Below are 23,844 nucleotides of genomic sequence, written 5' to 3'. Positions count from 1 at the left end.
CATCGCGTCATACGTGTCGAGTGACGCGACCGCCGTCAGCACCAGCCACAACTCCGGAGATTCGCGCCCGAAGGCGCGGTACCGCCGGGATTCGCGCCCGGAGCGACCGGATCTCCGGAGTCGTGCAGCCGGAACCCGGATCAGTCGAGCGCCGACATCACGTGCTTGATGCGCGTGTAGTCGTCGAAGCCGTACTGCGAGAGGTCTTTGCCGTAACCGGAGTGCTTGAAACCGCCGTGCGGCATGTCCGACACGAACGGGATGTGCGTGTTGATCCAGACGCACCCGAAGTCGAGGTCCCGGGAGAAGCGCATCGCGCGCGCGTGATCGGTCGTCCACGCCGACGAGGCGAGCGCATAGGGCACGTCGTTCGCGAGCTCGAGCGCCTCCTCCTCGGTCTCGAACGACTGCACCGTGAGCACGGGACCGAAGATCTCGCCCTGCACGGCCTCGTCATCCTGCTTCAGGCCCGACACGATCGTGGCCTCGAAGAAGTAGCCCGTCTCGCCCTGACGCGATCCGCCGGTCTCGATGGTCGCGTGCGCGGGCAGGCGGTCGACGAACCCCTGCACCTGGGCGAGCTGAGCGGCGCTGCTGAGCGGACCGTAGAGGACGCCCTCTTCGTGCGGGCCGCCGGTTCGCGCCTCGGCCTTCGCCTTCTCGACGAGCGTCGCCACGAAGGCGTCGTGCACCGACGAGTGCACGAGCACGCGGGTGGCCGCGGTGCAGTCCTGCCCTGCGTTGAAGAACGCGCCGGTGACGATACCGGAGGCCGCCTTGTCGAGGTTCGCATCGGGGAAGACGATCGCCGGCGCCTTGCCGCCGAGCTCGAGGTGCACGCGCTTGACGTCGTTCGCCGCCGAACGCGCGACCGCCATCCCTGCGCGCACGGATCCGGTGATCGCCACCATCTGCGGGGTCGGGTGCTCGACCAGCGCCACCCCGGTGTCGCGATCGCCGAGCACCACGTTGAGCGTGCCCGCCGGCGTGTGCAGCGCGACGATCTCGGCGAGCAGGAGCGTGGTCAGCGGTGTCGATTCGGCAGGCTTGAGCACGACCGTGTTGCCGGCGGCGAGCGCGGGCGCGATCTTCCACACCGCCATGTTGAGGGGGTAGTTCCAGGGCGTGACCTGACCGATCACGCCGATCGGCTCGCGGCGCACGAACGACGTGTGACCGGCGAGGTACTCCCCTGCGGCGCGCCCTTCGAGGTTGCGCGCGGCGCCGGCGAAGAAGCGCAGCTGGTCGATCGACTGCAGGATCTCGTCCGCCACCAGGCTCGCCCGCGGCTTGCCGGTGTCCTTCGACTCGAGGTCGGCGAACTCCTCGGCCCGCGCCTGCATCTCGTCGGCGATGCGGAACAGCGCGAGCTGGCGGTCGGCGGGGGTGGTGTCGCGCCACACCGGGAAGGCGGCGGCCGCTGCGGCGTAGGCGGCGTCGACATCCGAGGCGTCCGAGACGGGCAGCTCGCCGTAGGTCTCCTCCGTCGCCGGATCGATGAGAGGCATCCGCCCCTGTCCGTTCACGGGAACGCGCTGCCCGCCGATGAAGTTCTGGAGGAGTTCTGTGGCCATGTCGCCATGCTAGCGATCGGATTGCGAATACAGAAGACTCAATCGCTCTGAACGATGGAATCAGTTGCTTAGAGCGCATGATCCTGTCAATATCGACACATGACCCCGACGCCGAAGCAACCCGTGCTGGATGACATCTCGAAGCGGATCGTCGAGCTGCTCCAGGAGGACGGCCGCAGACCCTACGCCGAGATCGGCCGCGAGGTGGGACTCAGCGAAGCTGCAGCCCGGCAGCGGGTGCAGCGGATGACCGAGGCGGGCGTCATCCAGATCGTCGCCGTCACCGATCCCATGCAGCTGGGGTTCAACCGGATGTCGATGATCGGCATCCGCGTCACCGGCGACCCGCGCCTCATCGCCGAGGAGCTGACGAAGATCACCGAGCTCGCCTACGTCGTGGTCACGCTCGGCACCTTCGACATCCTCGTCGAGGCGGTGTGCGAGAGCGACGCGCACCTGCTCGACCTGATCGCCACCCGCATCCGCACCATCCCGGGCGTCGCCCACACCGAGAGCCTGCTCTACGCCGGCCTCTACAAGGACCTCTACAACTGGGGCACGCGCTGAAGCGCGGCCCCTGGAACAGGACTGAATCATGGGAACCACGGTCTTCGAACGCCGCCGCCCCGCGGATGCCGTCATCGACGCCTCGCTGCGCGACACGGCCTTCGGCGTGTTCTGGCTCGATAACGTCGAGCGCGTCGAGCATCCCTCGCTCTCGGGGAGCATCTCCGCCGACCTCGCGATCGTCGGCGGCGGGTACGCGGGCCTCTGGACCGCCGTCCGCGCGAAGGAGCGCGACCCGGAGCGGCGCGTCGTACTACTGGAGGCCTCGCGCATCGCGTGGGCGGCGTCCGGCCGCAACGGCGGCTTCTGCGAGTCGAGCCTCACGCACGGGCACGAGAACGGCCTCACCCGCTGGCCCGAAGAGATCGATCGCCTGGAGGAGCTGGGGCACGAGAACCTCGACGGCATCGAGGCGACCGTGAAGAAGTACGGCATGGATGTCGACTTCGAGCGCACCGGCCAGCTGGCCGTGGCCGTCGAGCCGCACCAGGTGGAGTGGCTGCGCGAGGAAGAGGGCTTCCTCGACCGGGATGCCGTGCAGGCCGAGGTCCACTCGGACACCTTCCTCGCCGGCGCCTGGGAACGCGACGGATGCGCGCTCGTGCATCCGGCCAAGCTCGGCCTGGAGCTCGCCCGCGTGGCCGTCGAGCTGGGCGTCGAGATCTACGAGCAGTCGCTCGTGCGCGCGGTCTCCGGCGACGGCTCCGGTCCGATCACCCTCATCACCCGCGAGGGTGGACGCGTCACCGCCGATGCCGTGGCGCTGGCGACGAACGTCTTCCCCTCGCTGCTCAAGCGCAACCGGCTGATGACCGTGCCCGTGTACGACTACGTGCTCATGACCGAGCCGCTGACCGATGCGCAGCTGGCCTCGATCGGCTGGTCGAACCGGCAGGGTCTCGCCGACAGCGCCAACCAGTTCCACTACTACCGACTCACCGCCGACAACCGCATCCTGTTCGGCGGATACGACGCGGTCTACCACTTCGGCGGCAAGGTGCGCCCGGAGTACGAGGACCGCGCCGAGAGCCACCGCAAGCTGTCCTCGCACTTCTTCACCACGTTCCCTCAGCTCGAGGGCCTGCGGTTCACGCACCGCTGGGCAGGCGCGATCGACTCGTCGAGCCGGTTCTGCGCGTTCTTCGGCACCGCCCGCAAGGGCCGGGTGGCCTACGCGACCGGGTTCACCGGCCTGGGCGTGGGGGCGGCGCGCTTCGCCGCCGACGTGATGCTCGACAAGCTGTCCGGCGAGCCGACGGAGCGCACCGAGCTCGCGATGGTGCGCGAGAAGCCGATCCCGTTCCCCCCGGAGCCCGTCGCCTCGATCGGCGTCAACCTCGTGCGCGCTGCGATGAACCGGGCGGATCACAACGAGGGCAAGCGCAACCTGTTCCTCAAGACGCTGGATGCCGTCGGCATGGGCTTCGACTCGTGAGCGAACTCGTGCCGGGCGAGCTCGCGCCGGGAACCGGAGTGGATGCCGCGGCACTGCCGCTCGTGCACGAGCCGCTTCCGACGGAGGACCTGATCATCGGCACTCCGACGTCCGCCACCCACGCCCTCGCGACGATCGGCGAGGTCGAGGTCGGTCTCTGGGAGATGACGCCGGGCACGGCATCCGACACCGAGGTCGACGAGGTGTTCGTCGTGCTGACCGGTCGGGCGCGGATCGAGTTCGTCGATCCGCCGCTCCCCGCGATCGAGGTCGGCCCCGGGTCGGTCGTGCGGTTGGCCGAGGGGCAGCGCACCGCCTGGACGGTCACCGAGACGCTGCGCAAGGTCTACATCGCCTGAGGTCGGGGATCGAAAGAAAATCAGCCCGCGCCGTGAGGCAACGGGCTGATCATGATACGTCCCAGTCTCGCGCAGGAACGCAGACCGAGCCGATATCCAACGCAGCCCTGACCATCGCCGCGACGCTCATCGGACTTTTCGGGCTCTAATGCTCGGCTTAGCCGGCCTCGGCGTGGCGGGCCCCGGCCTCAGCTGGGGAGGCCCCGGCTTCACGGTCATCGCGTACGCCGATTCGGACGGTACCGAGCGGGCAGACGTATCCGGCGTATGGGCGTCGCTCGTCTCGCGGAAGTCCAGGCGGGGGTGTCCTGCGCGCCGCTGTCGGCGATCACCGAATCGTGATGATTGATGCCCCCGATGTCGCGTACCGGCCGTCGTCGGCTAGTGAACAAGCGCCTTCAATATGACGAAGACTGCTCCGAATGATGCGGTGGCCAAGGCGCCGGCGATGCGGACGAGCTGCGGGCTGCCTCGGCGAAGGAAGGCGACGTACCCGAGAAAGGCGAGGATGACGACCCCTGACCAGAGCGCGACGTCGTTTGCGAGGTCGTCTGGGATGAGTCGATTGGTTCCGGCCAGCAGTATCAGAGTCGGTATGGCTGCAGAGCTCAGCATTCCTAGCGAATGCTGAATTGACTCACGGAACGCGCGCCTGATCTTTAGGCTGTCGTGTTCGCTTCCTTCCGGCCTGGCCCCGAGCCGGGCCAGCGTGCCCGCGTACACGTGCGCACCCCAGAACACCAGCACAGTGGCGGCGACTGTGATCAGAACCACGGCGGAAGTCTCGCCGTGTGCGGATGACACCGCCACGAGCCCGCTGACGAGAATCGTGCCATAGACAGCTGCCTCTGTCCCAAACCCTGGCCGTAGGGCGTGGTGAATGCGGAGGATGCTGCGGTCAGCTGCGGTGTGGGGATTACTCACGTGATCAGACTAGAAGCTGTCGACCAGAACACCACGGGTGACGTGTCGGGTGCGTTCTGGTTGACTGAACGCGGACGCTGAGGCACGCAGTGAGCATCTGACACGATCACCGAGACGCCGTTGAAGGGACACCGCCGATGAAGAAGCTCCCCACTTCTGGAGAGATTGTCAGGATCCGCCGCGAAGCGCTGCTCAACCGGGCTGTCGAGGCATACAAATTCTTCTATCCGACCGTGTCCATGGTGCTGAACTACGAATCCCTCGAAGAGCTCGGCGCACCCGCCAACCGCGGTTTCCTTATCCAGCTGACCACCCCGGATCTCGTCACCCTCACTCAGAATTCCGATACCCCGTACGGGATCGGGCTGGGTGACACGGCTGATGGGCCGGTCGTGGTCGAGCTCCCTGCGGGGCCGCTGATCGGGGTGGTTGATGACACGAATTTTCAGTTCGTCACCAACATGGGCGTCGTCGGCGAGGACGAAGGCAAGGGGGCAAAGTATCTGTTCGTGGCACCGGGCTATGACGGTCCGCTGCCCGAAGCCGGCTACTTCGTCAAGCGCCTCAAGACCAACAGGTTCCTCGTCTGCGCCCGCGCACCTTTCCCCGACCCGGAGAAGGGAAAGGCGCTCTTGCGCACGCTGAAGGTCTATCCTTGGGCGGAGGCGGAGAACCCCACGCCGAACGTGTTCGTCGACATGTCGGATCGCAAGGCAGTCGCGAACCCCTGCGTGGTCGACGGGACGATCGAGTACTGGCACGCTCTCAAGCGGGCCCTCGACGTCGATGTGCCGTCGTCCGCTCTCTACACCCAGTACGGGATGCTCGCCGACCTCGGCCTGCGGGCGGACCGATCCTTCGCCCCGGATGCGGAACTCGTCTCGATTCTCTCCGAGGCAGCCGAGAAGGCGAACGAGCAGCTCGTGGTCGCAGCGTTCGCCGACGACGCGCCGGAACGGCTCGTCTGGCCTGATCGTCAGTGGGAGTGGGTCGTGTACTCCGAGGGGGACTTCGGATACTACGAGAAGGACTTTCTGCACCTCTCCGTGCGGGAGCGTTGGTTCTACCAGGCCACCCTCGAAACCGACAAGATGTTCATGCACAAGGAGGGCGCCGGCTCCCTTTACTGGCTCGCTGCATTCGACCGCGATGGCGCTGCGCTCGATGGTGGCATGTCCTACTCGCTGACCGTTCCCTCGCCCGTGCCCGCCGCGCAGTTCTGGTCTGTCACCTTGTACGATCTCGACACACGGTCGGAGATCAACACGCCGCAGTTCAAACCGGTGCTGACAAGCCTGCGCGACAACCTGGAGCCCGACGAGTCAGGCTCGATCACTCTTCATTTCGGACCCGCTCAGCCGGACGGTGACGTGCCGTGGCTGCAGACTAATCCGGGTTCGCAGTGGTTCGCGTACTTCCGTATCTACGGTCCGGGCGCCCCCGCGTTCGATGGTAACTGGAAGCCTTCTGACTTCCAGAAGTCTTGACCGCAGCCCTACGGGGAACACACTGAGGCAGTCGTGACCGGTTGAGTGCCGCCTAGAGCCGCCCGATGACGAGGGCGCGCGAAACGCGCGATGCTCTACCCGGGAACCCTGAACGTGATATGGCTGACCGCCCTCTTCCTCATGATCATCAAACCGGGTGCTGCCGGCTAGAGAAGCTCCCGGCCGCCGGTCGGGATCAGGATCGCGCGTGGTCGTATCGCGCCTACTGGGCCGCGACCTCGTCGCGATGCGTTTCAGATCAGCTCATCAGGACGGCAGCATCGCACCGGCGGCAGACGCACAACAGCCGCCGCCGCCCGATCTCAGAGCGTCGAGAGCAACGCCTCGACGCTCCGACGCACGCGCGCAGTGCGTACCTCGTCCGGGTCGAAATCGCCCATGAACACGTTGCCGAGCGCAGCCGAGAGGGTTCCGTCGGCCACGAGCGCGCGCGTCTCCGCATCCGCGTCCGGATACTCCGCTTCGGCGAGTTCCGCCAGGGTGATGCGCGTGCGGCCGTAGGCCTCAGCGAGGACCTCGGCGATCGGGGGGTTCGTGCGCGAGAGCTCCACGAAGCCGAGGACCACCGCGTTCTCGGCATCCGAGCGGGTGAACTCCTCCCCGAAAAGGAAGTCGAGGGCGGCGGAGAACGTCGTCACCTCGCTGGGGAGGATCGTCAACGCCCCCTCCTCATCCGAGAAGACTCGGCGCGCAGCCTCCGCGAGCAGCTGGTCCCGATTGCCGACGAAGTGGCGGACGTGTCCGCGTGACATGCCGGCGGCCTCCGCGATGCGGTCGAGCGAGGTCCCCGCGATGCCGTGCTGGGCCACGGTCTGCAATGTGGCGTCGATGATCTGGTCGCGGCGTTCTGCGGCCACGGTCGGGCGTGCCATCGTCTCCCCCTTTTCCCCTGCGTCAGCAGGATACATAGATGTTACAAGTTTTTAGTCTAGTCGGACTTGACTATTAACTGAGGCGGACCTACGTTGTGATTCATCGAGCACCGCGGTCTTCCCGGCGCAGAGGTTTCGAAGGAGAGCAATGACCCGCTACATCCGCATCCCCGCGGCCCCCGAGAGCGAACTGGCGCGCCCCGCCCGCGTCCGGATGCGCGACGGCGTGCTGCTCGCTGCGGACGTGTACCTCCCCGAGGACGGCGGCGAACGCGCCGGCGACACGATCCTCATCCGCCTGCCGTACGACAAGAGCGGCGCCTACACCTACATCCCCCTGATCGCGGAGTACCTGATGGCCCGCGGCTACCGCGTCGTCGCGCAGGATGTGCGCGGCAAGTTCCGCTCCGAGGGCGAGGCGCTGCTCTTCGTCAACGAGGTGCGGGACGGCGAGGACACGCTCGACTGGATCGTGCAGCAGCCCTGGTCGAACGGCCGCATCGCGATGTGGGGCGACAGCTACTACGGCTACACGCAGTGGGCCGCAGCCGCGAGCGGCCACCCGGCTCTCAAGGCGATCGCCCCCCGGGTCACAGGCACACGCCTCGGCGAGCCGGTGCGACGCACGCCGGGCCAGCGGATCTCCGACGTCGAGTGGGCGATCACCTACCTGTATCCGGTCAGTCACTTCCACGGCAACGACACCTTCATGTGGGAGCCCGATTGGGCTCGACGTGACTTCGCCTCGCAGGTCGAGGAGTTCCTGGCCGAGGTCGGAGAGCGATCGATCTCCTACGACCAGTGGTACCCGCGGCCGGTGCACCTGCCGAGATTCCCGCTCGGGAGTCCTTTCGCCTCACGTTCCGTGCCGGTACTGCACACCATCGGCTGGTGGGACAACTGCGCGCCACTGTCCTGGGCCGACGTCGCGGACATCGCGCAGCATCCCGCCTGGGCCGCGCACCACCACCTGCGCATCGAGTCGGTCGACCACGAGGGGTACGAGCTGCTCAGCGATCCGGCCGACCGGGTGGTCGAGCGCACGGACGAGCAGGTCCGCGCTCTGCTTCCTCGCACCCTCGACCCGGCGCTCGAGTTCTTCGAGGTGTACCTGCGCGGCCACGGCGCCCCGTCCGACATCCCCGCCGTGCGCTGGAACCTCGCGGGCACGAACGAGGAGAGGACGGATGCGGCCTGGCCGCCCGAGGGCATCCGCACCGTCACGCTGCAGGCGACCGCCGCCGGAGGACTGAGCACGGATGCCGCAGAGCAGCCGACCGAGCTGACCTGGACGCACGATCCGGCCGACCTCGTACCGTCGAGTGCTGCAGACGCCTTCTCGTTCCTGCTCGAGGTGCCGGACGAAGCGCCGATCGGCGAGCGCGATGACGTGCGCGTCTTCACCTCCGCCCCGGTCGCCTCCGACGTCGATCTCGCCGGCCCCGTGACCGCCACCGTCGCTGTCCGCTCCGACGGACCGGTGCTCGATCTCTTCCTCCGGTTGCTCGATGTCGCACCCGACGGCACGGCGCTGCGCATCGCCCGCGGTCAGCGGCAGGTCGCCGAGGCCACGACACCCGCGACCATCGACGTCGGTCTGGGGCAGATCGGATACCGGCTCCGCGCCGGCCACCGCCTCCGCCTCCACGTGTCGAGCAGCGACTACCCCGAGTTCATCCCGCAGCCGGGCACGGGCGTCGACCCCTGGGCTTGGGGACCGACCGCGACCAATCAGCAGCACCTCACCGTCGGGGGGCCCGACGGCCTCACGATCCACCTCCCTGTCCTGGATGGAGAACTGTCATGACCACGTCCGCCCCCCAGCCCGAGCCGGTGCTCGAGTACGCCTTCGAGATCCGCGTCGACGTCGACGCCGACATCCACCTCGGACGCGGCCCGCACGAGATCCTCGGATTCACCCCCATCACCGGGGGCACGGTCGACGGCCCGCTGCTGCAGGGCACCGTGATCCCCGGCGGGGGCGACTGGTCGGTCGAGCGCGACGGCACGTTCCAGCTCGAGGCGCGGTACCTGCTGCGCGCGTCGGACGGCTCGGCCATCGACATCCTCAATCGCGGCTACTACCGCGAAGAGGAGGACGGCACGTCGTACTTCCGCACCGCGCCGGTCTTCCAGACAGACGCGCCGGCGCACAGCTGGCTCAGCCGCAATCAGTTCATCGGCCTGGCGCGCGACGAGGACGAGCAGATCTGCATCCGCATCTACGTCGTGCGCTGAGCACGGCATCCCGCACCACCCGCACCACCACCCCCGGCGGGGTCGACGACGCCCCCGCCGCACGCACTCGAGAGGACCCGACATGACCCGCACCACCCGACGCCGGCTCACCGTCGTCGCCGCCCTGGCGACCGCGACCGTTCTCGCCGCCACCGCCTGTGCACCGCGCACCGGTACGACAGACTCGTCACCCGAGGAGATCGACGCCTCGTCGCTCGTCACGGCACTCCCGGCAGCCACCGAACCCGTCGACGAGGTGACCTGGGCCGTCGTGGAGGGCGAGCCGCAGACGCTGGATCCGTCGTCCTCGGCCAACATCATCATCCCGAACCTGTGCGACAGCCTGCTCACCGTCGAACCGGACTTCACGGTGGAACCCGGCATCGCCGAGAAGGCCGACTGGGTCGACCCCGTGACCTTCGAGATCACCGTCCGTGAGGGGGTCACCTTCTGGGACGGCACTCCCGTCACCGCCGCGGACGTGGCCTACAGCCTGGAGCGGAACCGCACCCCCGCCTCGCAGTGGTATGCGGCCTTCGCGCTGATCTCGAGCATCGAGACTCCCGATGACGACACCGTGCTCGTGCGCTTCACCGCGCCGGACACCACCTTCCGCGATGCTCTCGGCGGAGGCGGCGGGGCTGTCATGAGCCAGGCATTCGGCGGCACCGCCGGGAAGGACCTCGGCACCTCCGGTGGCGGCCTGATGTGCGCCGGCCCCTATCAGCTCGAGGAATGGAAGCCGGGGTCCGAGATCTCGGTCACCGCGAACCCCGACTACTGGAACGGCGCTCCGTTGACCGAGCGCATCCGCTTCGTGTTCGTGACGGACGGTCCCACTCTCACCTCCGCTCTGACATCGGGCGAGATCGACGGCGCATTCACCGTGCCACCCGGGTCGCGACAGAGCTTCGAAGCGGAGGACGGCGAAGGCCGCCTGATCGCCGGCCCGTCGACCGCGTCGTACAGCTTCGGACCCGCTTCCGCCGACAGCGCTGCGGCCGACCCCCGGGTACGACAGGCGCTGAGTCTCGCCATCGACCGCGACGTGTACATCGACACCGTGCTGCAGGGACTGGGAGAGGTCCAGAAGACGATCGTGCCGCCGTTCGTGTGGAGCGGAATGGAGGCGAAGGACATCTATCAGGACGCTTACGACGCGCTGCCCGCACCCGAGGTCGATCTCGACAAGGCCAAGGAGCTCATCGCCGAATCGGGCATCGACACCTCGGTGCCTTTGGTGCTCGCGGTGCCTGCCGGGGCCAAGGAGTTCTCGCAGACGGCATCCATCGTGCAGAGCGCCGCGAAGGACATCGGCCTCACCATCACGATCGACGAGCGCCAGCCCGCGGACTTCGGGGCGCTGTTCTACACGCCGGAGCTGCGTGACGGCATCGACTTCGTGGCCACGACCGGGTACCTCGAGGTTCCCGGTGTGCTCGGCTATCCGCAGCTGTTCATGCTGCCGGCCGAGATCGGCGGCATCTTCAACTGGTCGGGCTATGCGAACGACGAGGTGACGGCCGACCTGCAGGCGGCGCGCACCGCGACGGATGCCACAACAGCCGCCGAGGCGTTCGTGAGCGCTCAGGAGATCTTCGCCCCCGATCAGCTGCAGGTGACGCTCGCCGCGGCCTACCAGCTCACCTACCTGTCCGACGACCTCACCGGCATCACGACCTCTGTCGCGATCTACAGCTCCCCCTGGGCGCTGCACCTCGGCGGCGAGTGAGTCTGCTGCGACCACGGAACGGATCCCCCTCATGATCAGGACGTTGCTCGGCAAGCTGGGCGGTCTCGCGCTCACGCTGTTCCTCGCCAGCGTCGTCATCTTCTCGGCGCTGCTGCTCACGCCGGGTGACCCGGTGACGGCCCTGGCCGGTGGAGCTCGTCCGACCCCGGAACTCATCGCGGCGATCCGCGCCGAGTACCGGCTGGACGATCCGGTCTGGCTGCAGTACCTCCACTGGCTCGGCGGCGTCCTCACCGGCGACTTCGGTCGCTCCTTCGTCTATAAGACGGATGTCGCCGTGCTGGTGGGATCCCGCTTCGAGGTCACCTTCCAACTGGTGCTGCTCACCACCGCTCTGATCGCGGTGTTCGGCCTGGGCTCCGGCATCCTCGCCGCAGTGAGCGGTCGTCGTACCGACATGGTCGTCTCGGTCACGACGTCGCTCGGGATGGCGCTGCCGACGTTCATCGTCGCGATCCTGCTGATCTGGATCTTCGCCACCTCGCTCGGCTGGTTCCCGACCTTCGGCGCGGGTGACGAGGGGCTCGATCGCCTCTGGCATCTGATCCTGCCCGCGGTGTCGCTCGCGCTGATGTTCATCGCCTACATCAGCCGGGTGACCCGCAGCGCCCTCGTCGCCCAGCTGCACTCCGAGCACGTCGAGACGGCTCGCGTGCGCGGCATCCCCTGGCCGCGGGTGTTCCGTCGCCACGTCTTCCACAACGCGGCACCGCAGATCCTGGCGATCTCGGGCACGACGATCGCCGGGCTGTTCGCCGCCTCTGCGATCGCCGAGCAGGCCTTCGGGCTCGGCGGCATCGGCTCGCTGCTCACCGAAGCCGCCGCTCGCAAGGACCTCCCGGTCGTGCAGGTCGTCTCGCTGCTGCTCGTCACGCTCTTCGTGGTGCTCAACGCGACAGCCGATCTGCTGGCCGCCGCGATCGACCCCGACAGCGCCGGAACCAGGAGGAACGCATGAGCGTCGGTCAGCTCGCCGCGGGACGCCTCCCCGCCGCCACGCGCCGGCTCGCCCGACGCGATCCGCTCGTCGTCGTCGCCGTCGTCGTGCTCGCGATCGTCGCCGTGATCGCGGTCGCCGGACGCTGGCTCGCGCCGTTCGCACCGGACCAGCTGTACGCCGGACCGATCAACGGCGCGGCATCGCTCGACCACCTGTTCGGCACCGACGACCTCGGCAGGGACATCCTGTCGCGGGTGCTCGTCGGCGCATCGTCCAGTGTCGCGGCGCCGGTCATCGTCGTCGTGCTCTCCACCACGCTCGGTCTGGCGTTGGCTGTGACTTCGGCATGGTTCGGCGGCTTCGTGCGCGGCACGATCGCCCGGGTCATCGACGTGATCTTCGCGATCCCCGGCCTGGTGCTCGCCGTTCTGGCCGTCGCGATGTTCGGCAAGGGGCTCGTCGCTCCGGTCGTCGCACTGTCGATCGCCTACATCCCGGTCGTGGCGCGACTCACCCAGACCGCGGCGTCGCGGGAGCTCGGGCGTCCGTACATCGCGGCCCTGCGCGTGCAGGGCGTCTCGAGTGCGGCGATCTGCTTCCGCCATCTGATCCCGGCGCTGATCCCTGTCGTCGCCGCACAGGCCACTGTCGGGTTCGGCTACGCGATGCTCGACCTCGCGGCGATCTCGTTCCTCGGATTGGGAGAGCAGCCCCCGGCGGCCGACTGGGGATCGATGATCGCGGGAGGGCAGGCCGCGATCCTCGCCGGCGCTCCCGAGCAGTCCCTGTTCCCGGCCGCGCTCATCGTCGTCACAGTGCTCTCGGTCGGCATCATCGGCGCCCGCACCACCACCTGGGCAGAGGAGAAGGAACGATGACCGCACCGGTTCTGGAACTGCAGGGCCTCGAGATCGCGATGCCCTGTGCCGAGGGCCCTCGGATGCTGGTGCACGACTGCACCCTCGAGGTCGCCCTCGGAGAGTCCGTCGGCCTCGTCGGCGAGTCCGGCTCGGGCAAGACTCTGAGCGTGCGAGCGATCGCGGGTCTCCTGCCGGAGTCGTTCACCACCGCCGGCACGATCCGCGTCGAGGGTCAGGACCTCGCCGGTCTCGACGAACGCGGACGACGCGAGCTTCGGGCGCTGCGCATCGGCATGGCGTTCCAGACCCCGCGCGCGCACCTCAATCCGTTGCGGACGATCGGCGACTTCCTCACCGAAGGCCTGGTCACGGTGGCCGGCTTCACGGTCGACGCCGCCGAACGTCGCGCGATCGAGCTGCTCGACGAGGTCGGGGTCCCCTCCCCCGCCCGGCGCCTGCGGCAGCGGCCCGCCGAGCTGTCGGGCGGTCTGCTGCAGCGCGTGATGATCGCATCGACTCTGGCGATGGATCCGCGCCTGCTGCTCGCCGACGAGATCACCACGGCGCTGGATGTGACCACGCAGGAGGAGGTCATGGCGGTGATCGGCGACCTGCGCCGCCACCGCGACCTGTCGCTGCTGTTCATCACCCACGACCTCGCTCTTGCCGGCGCCGTGTGCGATCGCGTCGTGGTCATGAAGGAGGGGCGCACGATCGAGACACTGCGGGCGGGGAGCATGAGAGAGGATGCCACGCAGGACTACACGCGCATCCTCATGTCGGCGTCGCTCGACACCGTGCCATTGACCGCCCCCGCGGAGCAGACGAGTCCCCTCGACACCGAGCCTCTCCTGCGAGTCGACGGCGTCACCAAGCGATTCCGTGTGCGGGCGGCCCGCGGCCGCGGTCACGACATCCTCACCGCCGTCGACGACGTGTCGTTCACCCTCGCTGCCGGAGGATCTCTGGGCATCGTCGGGGAATCCGGATCGGGCAAGTCCACCACGGCCCGCATCATCTGCGGACTGGAGCGCACGGATGCCGGCAGTGTGCGCGTCGGCGGCTCCGATTGGAGCACACCCGCAGCCTCCGGCACCGAGCGGCGCACCCGGGCGAAGACCGCGCAGATGGTCTTCCAGGATCCGTATCAGTCTCTCGACCGACGGCAGACCGTGCGGCAGTGCCTGATCGAAGCGATCCGAGTGCACCGTCGCGACGACGACCGCCAGGCCCTCTCGGCGCGCGTGCTCGCGCTGATGCGATCGGTGCGCCTCGACCCCGCCCTGCTCGACGCGCGTCCGCGCTCGCTCTCCGGAGGACAGCGGCAGCGGGTGGCGATCGCCAGGGCACTGGCCGCCGAGCCGCGCATCCTCGTGCTCGACGAGGCCGTGTCGGCGCTCGACGTGACCACCCGGGTCGAGATCCTGACGCTGCTCGAGCGCATCCGCCTCGAGACCGGCGTCGCCCTGCTGATGATCACCCACGACCTCACTGTCATCCGCCGACTGTGCGACGACGTGGTGGTGATGCGCGAGGGCCGCATCGAGGAGCGCGGCGCTACCGGCAGCGTGCTCGACGACCCGCAGGCTGAGTACACCCGCCTGCTGCTCGACTCGATCCCGAGCGAGGGCTGGATCCCCCAGCGGCGCATCCCGGTGCGCACCACTCCGATCCCGACGATCGGACTCGACCGACCGACGAAGAGGAGACGGCGATGACCGACACCGAGCTGATGACCCCCGCATTCGAGTACTGCTTCGAGCTGCAGGTCGATGTCACTCCGCCTCAGCGCATCGGTCGAGGCGAGGGCGGCCAGCTGCACTTCACCCCGATCGTCGGCGGCCGCGTGACCGGTCCCCGCGCCGAAGGGCGCGTCGTTCCGGGTGGCGGCGACTGGTGGATCGACCACGGCGTCACCACCCAGCTCGACGCGCGATATCTGATCGAGATCGACGGCCATCTCGTCGACGTCGTCAACCGCGGCTACTGGCGTGCGAACGAGGCGGCGATCGCGCAGTTCGAATCAGGTGTACAGCCGTCCGAGCAGGATCTCTACTACCGCACGGCGTTCGTCTTCCAGACGGATGCGGAACCCCTGCGCTGGCTCGCAGAGTCGCAGTTCATCGGCTACGCGCGACCGGGAGTCGACCAGGTCGTCATCCGCGTGTTCCGAGTGGTGTGACGAGATGATCGACGAGCAGGATCCGAGCGGCGCAGCCGCCACGACGAGAGGCACCACCATGACCCGCACCCTCACCGCCGACGTGTGCATCGTCGACGGCCGCGTGTTCGACGGACGGGTGGGCACCGCCGACACCGCCGTCGCCATCCGCGGCGAGCGCATCATCGCGATCGGCTCCGACGAGGAGATCAGCGCCCTGGCAGGCCCAGGCACCCGGATGATCGAGGCGGCCGGCGGCGGCATCCTTCCCGGGTTCGTGGATGCGCACATCCATGCCGCCTTCGCCGGCGTCGAGCGACTCAGCTGCGACCTGACGACGGCGACGAGCGTCGACGAGACTCTGTCGCTGATCGCTGCGGCAGCCGAGGCGACGGATGCCGAGTGGATCACGGGCGGCGGATGGAGCCATGAGCTGTTCGCGCACCCGACCAGGCAGCTGCTCGACGCGATCGTCGCCGACCGCCCTGTGGCGCTCAGCGACGCCGGCCATCACACCCTGTGGGTCAACTCGCTCGCCCTGGAGCTCGCCGGGATCGACCGCGACACCCCGGCTCCGCCGAACGGCCACATCCACCATGACGACGAGGGCGAGCCGACCGGATACCTCAACGAGACGGCGGCGGAGCTCGTCGGTCGGGTCATCCCCGCCACAACGGACGCGGAGATCGCCGCGGGCCTGCTCAACGCCCAGGACTTCCTCTGGTCGCTGGGCATCACCGGGTGGCACGAAGCGATCCTGGGAGAGTACAACGGCAAGGCCGACTGCACGGCGGCGTATCTCGGGACCATCGCCGACGGCACCCTCCGCAGCCGCACCTCCGGTGCACTCTGGGTCCCGCCTGGCACCACGGCCGCGCAGGTGCCGGAGCTGGTCGAGCGCTTCATCGCGCTGCGAGCAGCCAACGCCGCGGCCGGATTCGACACGTCGACCGCCAAGGCGATGGTCGACGGCGTCCCGCACGGCGAGACCGCGGCGCTGCTCGAGCCGTACTGCAGCCACGCGGGCAGCGGCGAGCTGCACATCGACGCCGAGGCGCTCGAGGCGCTCGTCGTCGCACTCGACGCCGAGGGCTTCGCGATGCACCTGCACATCATGGGCGACCGCGGGGTGCGTGTCGCTCTGGCAGCGGTCGAGGCGGCCCGGCGTGCCAACGGCACCGGTCAGCGCCATCATTTCGCGCACCTCTCGATGGTGCACCCCGACGACGCCCGCCGCTTCGGCCCGCTCGGCATCACCGCGAACATCCAGGGGCTGTGGGCATCCGTCGATCCTGCCGTCGTGCCGATGATCGGCGACGCGCGGATGCGCGCGGGATACCCGTTCCGCGCGATCGCCGACAGCGGTGCCGCGATAGCCATGGGGTCGGACTGGCCCGTGTCGCCCGCCGACCCGTGGCTCGCGATCCACGTCGCCGTCAACCGCTCGCTCCCCGGCCCCGACGGGCAGCCGCGCGAACCGCTCGACGCCACGCAGCGCCTCACCCTCACCGAGGCGCTCGCCGCGTACACGAGCGGGTCCGCCGAACTCGTGCTGGGCGGAGGAGGGATGCTGCGCGTCGGCGCCCGCGCAGACATCGCGGTGTCGACCGTCGACCCGTTCGCGATCCCGACCGAGGCGCTCATCAGCGTGGGCACCGCCGTCACGGTCGTGGGCGGCACCGTCGTGCACACGCGCGAGTGATCGACTCGACGGTTCAGGTGATCGGAACGGGCACCGAGTCGATCAGCAGGCGGGTGTACTCGTGCTGCGGGTCGTTCAGCAGCTGCTCGGTCGGCCCCGCTTCGACGATCTCACCGCGGCGCATCACGATCGTGTCGGCGCAGACCCGCCGCACGACCGCCAGATCGTGGCTGATGAAGAGCACGGTGAGCCCCTGCTCCCGGCGGATGCGGGCGACGAGGTCGAGCACCTGCGCCTGCACCGAGACGTCGAGCGCACTCGTGGCCTCGTCCATGACGAGCAGCTCCGGCTCGACGGCCAGCGCCCTGGCGATCGCGACGCGCTGACGCTGACCGCCGGACAGGGTGCGCGGACGAGCCGTCAGATGCTCCTCGCCCAGGCCCACCGCCGTGATGAGTTCGAGCACCCGCTCGGCGGCCGCACTCCCGGAGCGGCCGGTGTGCAGTCTCAGCACGTCCTCGATCACTCGACCGATCGGGATCCGGGGATCGAGTGAGAGGTACGGGTCCTGGAAGACCATCTGCACGCTCTTCGCGCGCTGGAGCCGCTCAGCGCGTGTGCGCGGGATGCCCGACATCGATCGGCCGCCGATCGTGATGGTCCCCCCATCGGGCGCTTCGAGTCCGACGATCATCCTCGCAAGGGTCGACTTGCCCGATCCCGACTCGCCCACGACCGCGACGGAGCCGCCTCGCGGGATGACCAGGTCGGCGTCGACCACCGCGGAGACGCGTTCCGCCCCGCGCCGCCGATAGGTCTTGCCGACCCCCGCGACGACGAGCTGAGACTCGGATGCCGAGCCCACCTCCGGCGATGCGATCTCTCCCGAGATGCGCGGGGTGGCATCGACCAGCCGTCGCGTGTACTCCGCGGTCGGAGCCACGAGCACCTCCCTGGCCGTCCCCTGCTCGACGACGGCTCCGTCCTTCATGACGACGAGCCGGTCGCAGAGCGAGCCGGCGAGGGTGAGGTCATGGGTGATGAACAGCATCCCCATCCCGCTCTGCTCGCAGAGATCGCGCAGCACCTGGACGATCCCGGCCTGTGTCGTGACGTCGAGTGCCGTCGTCGGCTCGTCGCACACGAGCAGTCCCGGCGAGGCGCTCAGGGCGCCGGCGATCATGACGCGCTGCAGCATTCCTCCGGACAGCTCGTGCGGATGCTGCGACAGATGCTCCCCGGGGGCGGGCAGCCGGACGGAGGTCAGCAGCTCGATCGCACGAGCTCGTGCCGCATCCTTCGCCCAGCCCTCGCAGAGCCGCAGCGCCTCGGTGACGTGATCGCCGATCGTCCGCATGGGATTGATGCCCGCGCGGGGATCCTGGAACACCATGGCGGCCTCGTGGCGGCGGATCTCCTGCCGCCCCGCAGCGCCAGCCAGCGGAGACCGGCCGTTCACCTCGACGACGCCGCCGGCGATGGCCCGATCCGGCAGCAGCCCCAGCACCGCACGGGCCGTGAGCGACTTGCCGGAACCGGATTCCCCGACGAGTCCCACGGTCTCTCCCGGTGCGACCTGCAGGGAGATGCCGTGCAGCAGCCGGGTGCCGTCCGCGAGGTCGAGCGTCAGGTCCCGGATGTCGAGAAGAGCGGTCATGCGGGGATCCCTCCGCCGATTCGGTCGGAGAGCTCTTCGCCGACGATGTTCACGCACACGACGACGATCACGACCGCGACCGCCGGGGCGATCGCCGGCAGGAAGTGACCGGCGGCGACCCCCGACTGCGCCTCGTTGATCATCGCGCCCCAGTCGGCGGTCGGCGCCTGCACACCGAGGCCGAGGAACGACAGGCCGGCGAGCTCGGCGAGCACGTAGCCGAAGTTGAGGGTCGACTGCGCACCGACGATCGGCGTGACGTTCGGCAGCACGCGCCGCAGTGCGATCCAGCCACCTCCGAAGCCCTGCACCCGGTAGGCCGAGACATACGGCCGCGCCCGCTCCGCGGTGACGAGCGACCTCGTGAGCCGTGCGACGAACGGCGCGTAGGCGATGCTCATGGCGATGACCGGGGCGACCAGCCCCTTGCCGAACAGTGCGACCGCCATGATCGCGATCAGCAGCGAGGGGAACGCGAAGAGCACGTCGAAGACCCGGCTGAGGGCGGCATCGATCCAGCCTCCGCGCCACCCGGCCCACAGCCCCAGCAGGATGCCGATGACGGTGGAGAAGACGACGACGAGCAGCGGACCGACGAGCGCGGTGCGCCCGCCGAAGATGAGGCGGCTCAGCAGGTCACGGCCGAGCGAGTCGGTGCCGAGCCAGTGGGCTGCGGACGGCGGGGCGAGGAAGGACGTGAAGTCCACGGCATCCGGGTCGTACGGAGCCACGAAGGGCGCGAAGATCGCCGCCAGGACGATCGCGCCGAGCACGACGAGACTGGCCAGGTAGAGGAATCGTGGGCGACGCCGGCGAGGCGCGCGCAGCACCCGCATCGCGAGGGTGGGCGTCGAGGAGGTCATCGGGCACCAGCTCCTGCGGCGGATCGCGGGTCGATCCAGGGTTCGAGGACGTCGACGATCGCGTTCATGACGACGAACGCACACACGACGAGGAGGACGATCGCCTGCACGACGGGGAAGTCGAGCCGGTCCACGGACTGCACGAGGAGCGATCCGATCCCCGACAGCCCGAACGCCGCCTCGACGATCGAGCTCGCGACGATGAGCCCGGCCACGAGCACGCCGCTCACGGTCAGGATCGGACCGAGGGCGTTGCGCAGCACATGCCGGCGCACGACCACGGACCGGCGCACGCCCCGACTCGTCGACACCTCGACGTGCTCGCGGCTCAGCTGATCGACCATGGCCGACCTCGTCACCTTGCCCACCAGGACGATGAACACGAGTGCCAGAGCGATCGAGGGCAGGATCAGGTGGTAGACCATGTCCGCGAAGCCGTCGCCGGAGCCGAACGAGGGGACCCAGCCGAGCTGCACGGAGAACAGTGCGATGAGGACGATCGCCCCGACGAACGAGGGGATCGCGCCCAGCACCGTGAGACCGATCAGCACGAACCTGTCGAGCGCCCTGCCGCGATTCAGCGCGGCGACGGCCCCGAGCGCGACGCCGGCGACCAGCACGATCGCGCCGGCCATCGTGACGAGCAGGAGGGTGACGGGGAGCCTGTCCCCGATCACCACGGTGACATCCTGGCGGTACTGCAACGACCGCCCGAGATCCCCCTGCAGAAGGCCGAGCACCCACCGGAGGTACTGCTCCCACGGAGGCAGATCCAGCCCGTACTGCGCGGTCACCTGCGCCACCGCCTCCGGGCTCGGCTTGCGGCCGCGGAGCAGGAAGCTCACCGGGTCGCCCGGCACCAGGAAGCGCGAGAAGAACACGAGCAGCGACGCCAGGAACAGCGTCAGCAGCAGTCCGCCGAGCTTTCCCGCGACGCGTCGAGCGGCTGTCACCGGGCGCCGATCGTGGCGGCCCAGGGGTAGTACATGAAGGCGATCGACGGCTGGACTCCGGTGATCCTCTCGCCGAGGTACAGCGAGATCGGCGCCTCGTACAGCGGCAGCCACGGCAGTTCCGCGTTCGCGATCTGCTGCGCCCGGGCGGTCAGCTCGCTGCGGGCGGCTGGGTCGTCGATCGCGACGGCCTCCTGCAGGATCGCGTCGAACTCGGGATTCGACCAGCCGCCGTAGTTGCTGAAGTCGCCGGTGCGCAGCACCGAGTACATCTCCAGGGCATCCGGACTCGAGAGGTACCAGCTGGTGTAGAACAGGTCGACGCCCTCGCGGGCGGTGGGATCGGAGAACAGCGCGGTGTACGCGTTGGGGGTGACGGTCTCGACGTTCACCTTCAGGCCGATCGACTGGGCGGCGGCCACCGTCGCCTGCGAGATGACGGAGAAGTCGTTGCTGATCGGAGCCGTGACGTAGGTGAGCTCGGCGCCTTCGGCGCCCGCCTCGGCGATGAGCTTCTTCGCCTCCTCGACGTTCTGCTCGTACGCGGTGACGTCGTCGAAGGCCGCCGTCCGCGCGGACTCATCGGCGTCCTGCCAGACCGACTCGGTGGTCATCACGTCGGTCGTCTCGCCGACGCCCCGGTACGCGGCCTGCAGGATGCCGTCGCGGTCCATCGCGAGCAGCAGCGCTCTGCGCACGCGGACATCGCCCAGCGGTCCCTCGAGGTTGCTCACGACGATGTTGCCCACCGCCGTGCTCATCCCGAAGAGCACGTCTCCCTTGCCCGCATCCCGCAGCGAGGAGACGGCCTCCATCGGCACCATCCACGAGCCGCCCACACTCCCGGACTTCAGGGCGTTGATGCGGGCGGTGGGGTCGGTCATGAAGACGAACCGGACCTCGCCGGAGTGCGCCGTGAGGTCTTCGTCCCAGTAGTCGTCGTAGCGGGTCATCGTGATCGACTCACCGGACTCCCACGAGGTCAGCTCGAACGGGCCGGTGCAGTTCACGCCGCCGGTCGAGTTGCCGTACTCGTCGCCCTTCTCGGCCAGGGTCGCCGCCGACTCGATGACACCGGCGGAGCCGCCCATGCCGAGGTTGAACTGCGAGTCGGGGCCGGTCATGGTGACGGTCACCTCGCGGTCGCCGGTCTGCTCGATCGTCTTCACGTTCTGGTAGACGGAGTACCAGAACGATCCGACCGCGGGATCGAGGTGCCGGCTCATCGACGCCACCGCGTCAGCCGCCGTCAGCGGAGTGCCGTCGTGGAAGGTGACACCCTCGCGGATCGTGTACACCCAGGTGTCCGGCGTGGGGTGGTCGAACGACTCGGCGAGACCCGGGCTCAGCGAGTAGTCGGGGTTGAGCCGCAGCAGCGACTCGCAGGTGTTGGCGAGGATCGAGTTGTCGGCGTAGTCGAACGCGTACGCGTAGTCGAGCGAGTAGGGCTCGGCATATGTCGCGAAGGTGAACGAGTCGATGTCGCCGCTCGGGGCCGCGGTCGTCTCGGTCAGCTTCCAGTCGATCGGCTCCTCCGAGCCGGCGCCGCCGGTGGCAGCCGGTCCGCAGGCGGTGAGCGCGGCGACCGCGAGCACGCCGACCAGCACAGCGGCGCCGCGACGAGCAAGGGGACGGGACAGCGGCGTGCGGTTCATCGGGACTCCGTGCGGTGGGTGTCGGACGCGGTGGTGGCGGATGCGGTGGTGGCGGATGCCGTGGCGGATGCCGTGGCGGGCTGCGCCGCGTGGACGAGGCGTCCCTCGATCCACGTCGAGGTCACGCGCGCCCGGTGCAGCTCGTCGATCGGCAGGCGGAACGGGTTCGGTTCGATCACGACGAGGTTGGCGAGGTACCCCTCGCGGATGCTGCCCGTGTCGTCGTCCCGTCGGTTCACGTACGCGGACCCCGAGGTGTACGCGGCGAACGCGGTCTCGAGGTCGATGCGCTGATGCGCACCGCCGAGCGGCGGTCGCTCGGATCCCGGATACGCGCGGTTCACGGCGACGTGGATGGCGGCGAGCGGGTCAGCGGTCGACACGGGCCAGTCGCTGCCGGCGGCCAGACGAGCGCCGGCGCGCACGAGGTCACCGAACGGGTACTGGCGGTCGACCTGCCCGTCCTGCAGGAAGGGCAGGGTCAGGTCGTCGAGTTGATCCTCGTGGGTCGCCCAGAGCGCCTGGATGTTGGCGATCGCTCCGAGCGGCGCGAAGCGAGCGGTGTCATCCGGCGCCACGACCTGCAGGTGTGCGAGATGGTGGCGACCGTCGGTGTCGCCGTTCTCGTCTCGTGCGACCTGCAGCGCGTCGAGAGCCTCTCGCACGGCGCGGTCGCCGAGCGCGTGCATGTGCACCTGCTGGCCCGCGGCATCCAGTGCCGTCACGTATTCGCGGAGCATCGCGGGATCGATGAAGCTCAGGCCGTGGTTGCAGGTGTCGTGGCCGGAGGCATCACGGTAGGGCGTGAGCATCGCCGCCGTCTGGTTCTCCGCGACCCCGTCGACCATGATCTTCGTGGTGCCCAGGTCGATCCGACGGTCGGGATGCGCGGCGGCGGCCCGCTCGCGGCGCTCGGTCATCCGCGCCACCTGCTCGATGCCGCCGTCGCGCAGCCACCACTGGGCGCCGACGACGTGGACGAGCAGCCGGCCATCGGCGGCGGCACGTTCGTAGGCGGCCAGGGGATCGGAGATGCCCCCGGAGTCCGCACCGACCATGGCGTCCTGCCAGCCCGTGATGCCGAGGGCGATGAGCTCCTCCTGGGCACGCAGCAGCCCCTGGTAGGCGAGGTCGGGAGAGGTCGCGGGGCGCACGGACGCGAACAGATCCCCTGCGCCTTCGTGGAAGGTGCCGGCCGGGAACCCGTCCGCCTCGCGGACGATCCGTCCGTCGTCGGGATCCGGCGTCTCCGCCGTGATCCCGGCGCGCTCGATCGCCGCCGTGCTCGCCCACGTGCTGTGGTGGTCCCGGCTCTGCAGCAGCACGGGGCGTCCGCCCGTCGCCTCGTCGAGGAGTCCTCGAGGCGGGTTGCCTCCGGCGAAGTGGTCCATGCTCCAGCCGCCGCCGAGGATCCATTCCTGCTCGGGATGCGCCCGGGCGTACGAGCGGATGAGCTCGACGGCCTCGGCGGCGCTCTCCGCGTCCGAGAGGTTGCACTGCAGCAGCTCGATGCCCCCGCCCACCGGATGGATGTGCGCGTCCTGGAAGCCGGGACTGAGCAGGGCTCCGTCGAGGTGGATGCGGTTCGCTTCGGGGAACGCCTCGAGGTCGAGTTCCGTTTCCGGGATGACGGCCGCGATGCGGCCGTCCCTCACGACGACGGCGTGGGCCTCGAGCGGTGCCCCGCTGCCGGTGAACACGAGACCCCCGTGGAAGACGAACTCGCTCGCCATAGTGGACCTTCCCTCATCGTCGATGCTGCTGGAACGCGATAAACGTATCTCCGGTCATCTATGCTGTCAACAGTGTTGTCACAGGCGATGCGGATCCGTTGCGAAACGCGCAGATCCGCCCAGGGACATGGCACGATGGATCACGGAAGA

At 68.9% G+C, this 23,844-nt stretch carries 20 protein-coding genes; 12 read left to right on the top strand and 8 right to left on the bottom strand.

Features of this window, described 5'->3' with window-relative positions; all coding sequences use genetic code 11:
• Nucleotides 1–140: 140 nt before the first annotated feature.
• A complete protein-coding gene (locus ACESK8_RS13150) occupies nt 141–1,574 on the bottom strand; it encodes a gamma-aminobutyraldehyde dehydrogenase (protein ID WP_372969015.1) in 1,434 nt (477 codons plus the stop codon).
• A 99-nt stretch (nt 1,575–1,673) separates the two neighbouring features.
• Here ACESK8_RS13150 and ACESK8_RS13145 point away from each other — a divergent pair, with 99 nt between their 5' ends.
• The 3 genes from ACESK8_RS13145 to ACESK8_RS13135 are packed head-to-tail and all read left to right on the top strand — an operon-like array spanning nt 1,674 to nt 3,935.
• Complete coding sequence (locus tag ACESK8_RS13145) at nt 1,674–2,141, top strand: Lrp/AsnC family transcriptional regulator (RefSeq protein WP_060928413.1); 468 nt, start codon at nt 1,674–1,676, stop codon at nt 2,139–2,141.
• A 28-nt stretch (nt 2,142–2,169) separates the two neighbouring features.
• Entirely contained in the window at nt 2,170–3,576 is a 1,407-nt protein-coding gene (locus ACESK8_RS13140) for an NAD(P)/FAD-dependent oxidoreductase (protein WP_372969014.1), read from the top strand.
• Nucleotides 3,573–3,935 carry a cupin domain-containing protein gene (locus ACESK8_RS13135; RefSeq protein ID WP_372969013.1) on the top strand — a complete coding sequence of 121 codons (363 nt, stop codon included), beginning with the start codon at nt 3,573–3,575 and terminating at the stop codon, nt 3,933–3,935. Before ACESK8_RS13140 ends, ACESK8_RS13135 begins: the two co-directional genes overlap by 4 nt.
• A gap of 381 nt (nt 3,936–4,316) precedes the next feature.
• On the opposite strand, the gene ACESK8_RS13130 is transcribed toward ACESK8_RS13135, so the two are convergent.
• Nucleotides 4,317–4,859 carry a hypothetical protein gene (locus tag ACESK8_RS13130; protein WP_372969012.1) on the bottom strand — a complete coding sequence of 181 codons (543 nt, stop codon included), beginning with the start codon at nt 4,857–4,859 and terminating at the stop codon, nt 4,317–4,319.
• A 137-nt stretch (nt 4,860–4,996) separates the two neighbouring features.
• Between ACESK8_RS13130 and ACESK8_RS13125 the strand changes: the two genes are divergently transcribed.
• Nucleotides 4,997–6,346: a DUF1214 domain-containing protein gene (locus ACESK8_RS13125; protein WP_372969011.1), complete on the top strand. Its 1,350-nt coding sequence runs from the start codon at nt 4,997–4,999 to the stop codon at nt 6,344–6,346.
• 323 nt (nt 6,347–6,669) lie between these two features.
• On the opposite strand, the gene ACESK8_RS13120 is transcribed toward ACESK8_RS13125, so the two are convergent.
• Entirely contained in the window at nt 6,670–7,239 is a 570-nt protein-coding gene (locus ACESK8_RS13120) for a TetR/AcrR family transcriptional regulator (protein ID WP_372969010.1), read from the bottom strand.
• Nucleotides 7,240–7,387: 148 nt separating this feature from the next.
• Here ACESK8_RS13120 and ACESK8_RS13115 point away from each other — a divergent pair, with 148 nt between their 5' ends.
• From ACESK8_RS13115 to ACESK8_RS13080, 8 genes are all read left to right on the top strand, one after another.
• On the top strand, nt 7,388–9,046 hold the full coding sequence (locus ACESK8_RS13115; protein WP_372969009.1) for a CocE/NonD family hydrolase: 1,659 nt from the start codon (nt 7,388–7,390) through the stop codon (nt 9,044–9,046).
• The gene (locus ACESK8_RS13110; RefSeq protein WP_372969008.1) at nt 9,043–9,477 is read left to right on the top strand and encodes a DUF3237 domain-containing protein; all 435 of its coding nucleotides are present in this window, start codon (nt 9,043–9,045) and stop codon (nt 9,475–9,477) included. The genes ACESK8_RS13115 and ACESK8_RS13110 overlap by 4 nt, the downstream gene beginning before the upstream one ends.
• A gap of 82 nt (nt 9,478–9,559) precedes the next feature.
• Nucleotides 9,560–11,209, top strand: a complete 1,650-nt coding sequence (locus ACESK8_RS13105) for an ABC transporter substrate-binding protein (RefSeq protein ID WP_372969007.1) — start codon at nt 9,560–9,562, stop codon at nt 11,207–11,209.
• Nucleotides 11,210–11,240: 31 nt separating this feature from the next.
• A complete protein-coding gene (locus ACESK8_RS13100) occupies nt 11,241–12,188 on the top strand; it encodes an ABC transporter permease (RefSeq protein ID WP_372969006.1) in 948 nt (315 codons plus the stop codon).
• Complete coding sequence (locus ACESK8_RS13095) at nt 12,185–13,048, top strand: ABC transporter permease (protein WP_372969005.1); 864 nt, start codon at nt 12,185–12,187, stop codon at nt 13,046–13,048. Before ACESK8_RS13100 ends, ACESK8_RS13095 begins: the two co-directional genes overlap by 4 nt.
• Entirely contained in the window at nt 13,045–14,748 is a 1,704-nt protein-coding gene (gene nikE / locus ACESK8_RS13090) for a nickel ABC transporter ATP-binding protein NikE (RefSeq protein ID WP_372969004.1), read from the top strand. Before ACESK8_RS13095 ends, nikE begins: the two co-directional genes overlap by 4 nt.
• A complete protein-coding gene (locus ACESK8_RS13085) occupies nt 14,745–15,212 on the top strand; it encodes a DUF3237 domain-containing protein (protein WP_372969003.1) in 468 nt (155 codons plus the stop codon). Before nikE ends, ACESK8_RS13085 begins: the two co-directional genes overlap by 4 nt.
• 58 nt (nt 15,213–15,270) lie before the next feature.
• Nucleotides 15,271–16,893 (top strand): amidohydrolase, encoded by a 1,623-nt coding sequence (locus ACESK8_RS13080; RefSeq protein WP_372969002.1) that lies wholly within the window; start codon nt 15,271–15,273, stop codon nt 16,891–16,893.
• 13 nt (nt 16,894–16,906) lie between these two features.
• On the opposite strand, the gene ACESK8_RS13075 is transcribed toward ACESK8_RS13080, so the two are convergent.
• The 5 genes from ACESK8_RS13075 to ACESK8_RS13055 are packed head-to-tail and all read right to left on the bottom strand — an operon-like array spanning nt 16,907 to nt 23,694.
• The gene (locus tag ACESK8_RS13075; RefSeq protein WP_372969001.1) at nt 16,907–18,490 is read right to left on the bottom strand and encodes an ABC transporter ATP-binding protein; all 1,584 of its coding nucleotides are present in this window, start codon (nt 18,488–18,490) and stop codon (nt 16,907–16,909) included.
• Nucleotides 18,487–19,353: an ABC transporter permease gene (locus tag ACESK8_RS13070; RefSeq protein WP_372969000.1), complete on the bottom strand. Its 867-nt coding sequence runs from the start codon at nt 19,351–19,353 to the stop codon at nt 18,487–18,489. The genes ACESK8_RS13075 and ACESK8_RS13070 overlap by 4 nt, the downstream gene beginning before the upstream one ends.
• On the bottom strand, nt 19,350–20,306 hold the full coding sequence (locus tag ACESK8_RS13065; protein WP_372968999.1) for an ABC transporter permease: 957 nt from the start codon (nt 20,304–20,306) through the stop codon (nt 19,350–19,352). Before ACESK8_RS13065 ends, ACESK8_RS13070 begins: the two co-directional genes overlap by 4 nt.
• The gene (locus ACESK8_RS13060) at nt 20,303–21,961 is read right to left on the bottom strand and encodes an ABC transporter substrate-binding protein (RefSeq protein ID WP_372968998.1); all 1,659 of its coding nucleotides are present in this window, start codon (nt 21,959–21,961) and stop codon (nt 20,303–20,305) included. The genes ACESK8_RS13065 and ACESK8_RS13060 overlap by 4 nt, the downstream gene beginning before the upstream one ends.
• Nucleotides 21,958–23,694 carry an amidohydrolase gene (locus ACESK8_RS13055; protein WP_372968997.1) on the bottom strand — a complete coding sequence of 579 codons (1,737 nt, stop codon included), beginning with the start codon at nt 23,692–23,694 and terminating at the stop codon, nt 21,958–21,960. The genes ACESK8_RS13060 and ACESK8_RS13055 overlap by 4 nt, the downstream gene beginning before the upstream one ends.
• Nucleotides 23,695–23,844: the final 150 nt, after the last annotated feature.

The organism is Microbacterium sp., assembly GCF_041641055.1.
Taxonomy (GTDB): Bacteria; Actinomycetota; Actinomycetes; order Actinomycetales; family Microbacteriaceae; genus Microbacterium.
Note: the sequence above shows the minus strand (reverse complement) of the source record. Positions and strands in the feature narration are given on the sequence as shown.